Origin of the sequence: Fretibacterium fastidiosum (assembly GCF_000210715.1) — a bacterium.
Classification (GTDB): domain Bacteria; phylum Synergistota; class Synergistia; order Synergistales; family Aminobacteriaceae; genus Fretibacterium; species Fretibacterium fastidiosum.
The window spans coordinates 215,770-218,947 of record NC_021038.1; the positions used below are offsets into that span (position 1 = coordinate 215,770).

Sequence of the window (3,178 nt, forward strand, 5' to 3'; positions counted from 1 at the left end):
GGCCCGCCGCAGCGCCCTCCCGCGACCGAATCGAGGAGCGCCCTCCCCGACGGCGCTCCCGCTCCCGATCCAGCTCCGCGCTGAGGCTGTACCCCTTGGCCGTGCGGGAGGAGAGGAAGGCCAGGAGCTTCGCGGTCAGCACCCTCGGCTCCGCGCGGGACAGGAGGTCCTCCGCCCAGCTCAGGCACTCCTCGTAGTCCCCGTCGAGGGGCGCGGAGAGCAGCTCGCGCTCCATCACCTCGCGCTGCGTCGCGTGGATGCGGTCCAGGTCCGGGATGTCCTCCCACTCCACCTTCATCCGGGTGGACCGCAGCATGTCGCGGAAGCGCCCCGCCTCGGGCGGCGAGAGCAGGATCAGGTTCGTCCCCTCGTTGCCCGCCCTTCCCGTGCGGCCGCTGCGGTGGACGAAGGTCTCCTGGTCGTCCGGCAGTCCGAGTTGGATGACGTGCGTCACGCCCTCCACGTCCAGCCCCCGCGCAGCGACGTTGGTCGCCACGAGGCAGGGGATGGAGCCGGACTTGAAGGAGGCAAGCACCGCCATGCGCTCGTTCTGCGTCATGTCGCCCTGAAGGGCCGCCGCGGTGAAGCCCTCGTCCTGCAGCTTCTGGGCGATCTCGATGGACTCCATCTTCGTGTGGCAGAACACGAGGCACCGCTTCGGGTGCTCCCACAGCAGGATGTTCACCAGCCCCTCGAAGCGGCGGCGGGAGGGGATCATGTAGACCCGGTGCAGAATGTCCGCGTGCTGCGCCCCCTCCTCCACGAGGGAGAGGATCAGGGGGTCCTCCAGGTAGCGGTCCGCCAGCTCCCGCATCTCGTCCGGCATCGTGGCGGAGAAGAGCCAGGTTCTGCGCTCCTCCGGCAGGGCCCCCAGGATGGCCTCCAGCTCGTCGCGGAAGCCCATGTCCAGCATCAGGTCCCCCTCGTCCAGGACCACGTGCCGGATGTCCTCCGTCTGCAGGGTTCCGCGCTCGATGTGGTCCCGCACCCGACCGGGAGTCCCCACGACGACGGCCGCGCCCCCGCGCAGGGCGCGCAGTTGGGGACCCATCTCCATGCCGCCCACCAGCGCCACGACGCCCAACCTCAGGTGGCGCGTCAGCCAATCCGCCTCCCTGGCCGTCTGCTGCGCCAGCTCGCGGGTGGGGGACAGCACGAGAATGCGGGGCTGCCTCTCCCCCGCCGAAACCTCCTGGAGCAGGGGCAGGAGAAAGGCCAGCGTCTTGCCGCTGCCCGTCCGCGCCCGGACGATCAGATCCCGTCCCTGCCACTCCGCGCCCAGCACGCGCCGCTGCACGGGCGTTGGGCGCTCGAAACCCTTCTCCTCCAGCGCGCGCAGGAGCTCGTCCCGAAGGCCGTAGACGTCAAACCCCTCGTCGACGGGCTCCCGTCCGTAGCTCTCAAGCTCGCGGTACTCGTCCCTCGATATTTCGCTCAGGTCCAGGTTCGAGGGCGCGCTGAAGGGCGTCCCCCTCTCCCCGGCTGCGTTCCCGCTCCTCACTTCAGTCACTTCAGTCACTTCAGTCACTTCACTCGTTGCACTCACTTCGTTCATTCCCTGCACTTCGTTCATTGAAACCTGCATACCCCCATAGGCAAATAGGCAAAAAAGGGGAAGGCCGCGTCGGGCCTTCCCGCATTAAGCTTCCTCGCGTCTGATTATGAGCCAGACGGGGGATAATGTCAATGACGCGATCGCGCCCCGCTCCGCCCCGTCGATCGGCCCTCCTGCCCCCACAGCCCGATCCCCGTCCGGCGGGCCTCCTGCTCCAGCCGGGCGAAGAGCTCCCTGTAGCGGGTGTTCGGCTTGATGGACAGCACCCGCGCATACCCTCCCGTCAGGAGCTGAGCGTTGAACATGTCCCGCCGCACCGACGCCTCGTCTGCGCTTTCGGGCGGGGACGTCAGCCACACGTAGGCCAGGTGGCGTCCGTAGCGGTCCGTCGGCTCGGCGTCGTACTCCAGCCACACGCGCCGCCCCGTCAGCTCCCGCTTCGTGAAGTCGCTGGCCGCCTTTCCGTAGTACTGCACCGGTGTGTTGGGCTTCACGGTCTCCGGGGTGTCCACCCCGATGAGCCGCACCTTCCGGTTCGAGCCCTCCACGCTCACGACGATCGTATCCCCATCCACGACGCGCACCACCGGAGCGGAGAGGACGTCCCCCGTCTGCCCCTGCCAGTGTTCAAGTCCCAGCCACCCGGCCAGAAGGGCCAGAAAGGCGAGGACGAGGCGCTTCAGCATCCGCTCCATGACGCGGTTCGCGCCCCCTCGAAAGCGGCTCCGGGGGCCGCTCCAAAACGAAGCGCTTCGACGTCGTCCAGCCATCGCTCAGCGCGTCGGGGGCAGCAGGCCGGCAGCGTCAAGCTCCGGCAGGAAGTCCCGCAGGGCACGGCGGACGTGCTCCCCACGCCCCCGAACGGGTTCCGCCCACAGGAGCGCGCTCAGGATGGCCTCCTCCGCAGCCTCGGCAGCGGCCTGAAACAGGGGGTCGATGCCGCCTTCGTGGAGGGAGGGGACACGGAGGACGGGGTCCTCCGGTGCCTCGTGGGGGATGCGGAAGGCGTTCGAGAAGGCCACGGCAACGTCGCCGCTGCCGTCCCCCACGAAGGAGCCCGTCCGGCCTACGCCCACGAAGCACCGGCGCGCCATCCGCGTCAGCTGCCGCGCCGTGAGGGGCGCGTCCGTGCCCAGCACCAGGATGATGGAGCCGGACTCCCGCTCCTCCTCGGTCCGGCGCGCCTCCACGAGGGCCGAAAGTGCCGCCCCGACAGGACGCCCTGCCAGAACGAGGTTCGTCATGACGCCAAAGTTCGCGTTGACCAGGACGCCGACGGTGTACGTCTCCTTCCCCGTCGTCGCCAGCCGCGAGGCGCTGCCGATGCCACCCTTCAGCCCAAAGCAGCTCATGCCCCGCCCCGCGCCCACCGCGCCCTGCTGAAAGTCCTCCGCGGCCGACGCCAGCGCCGCGTCCAAGTGGGGCCGGCCCAGGCGCGCGGCCCGTGCGTCGTTCAGGTAGCTGTCGTTACACTCGCACACCACGGGGTTCACGCTGCCCGCCGTCGTGCAGATCTCAGGGTGCTCGTCCATGAAGCGGCGGAACAGCGCCTCGTACAGCGCCCCGGCGCTCGAGACCCCCGTCAGGACGACGGGCGTCTCGATGGTCCCCTTCTCCTCTACC

At 69.4% G+C, this 3,178-nt stretch carries 3 protein-coding genes; all 3 read right to left on the reverse strand.

The features are described from left to right. A partial coding sequence (locus tag SY1_RS00975; protein WP_208872506.1) for a DEAD/DEAH box helicase occupies positions 1-1,510 on the reverse strand: 1,510 nt, incomplete at its 3' end. A gap of 173 nt (positions 1,511-1,683) precedes the next feature. Beyond that, the gene (locus tag SY1_RS00980) at positions 1,684-2,250 is read right to left on the reverse strand and encodes a thermonuclease family protein (RefSeq protein ID WP_015555887.1); all 567 of its coding nucleotides are present in this window, start codon (positions 2,248-2,250) and stop codon (positions 1,684-1,686) included. 78 nt (positions 2,251-2,328) lie between these two features. Beyond that, positions 2,329-3,178: P1 family peptidase (locus SY1_RS00985; RefSeq protein WP_208872507.1), on the reverse strand; the 850-nt coding region annotated here is incomplete at its 5' end.

Excerpts from the sequence above, each read along its gene's own strand:
- SY1_RS00980 (WP_015555887.1), bottom strand. The coding sequence starts at position 2,250 with ATGGAGCGGATGCTGAAGCGCCTCGTCCTCGCCTTTCTGGCCCTTCTG.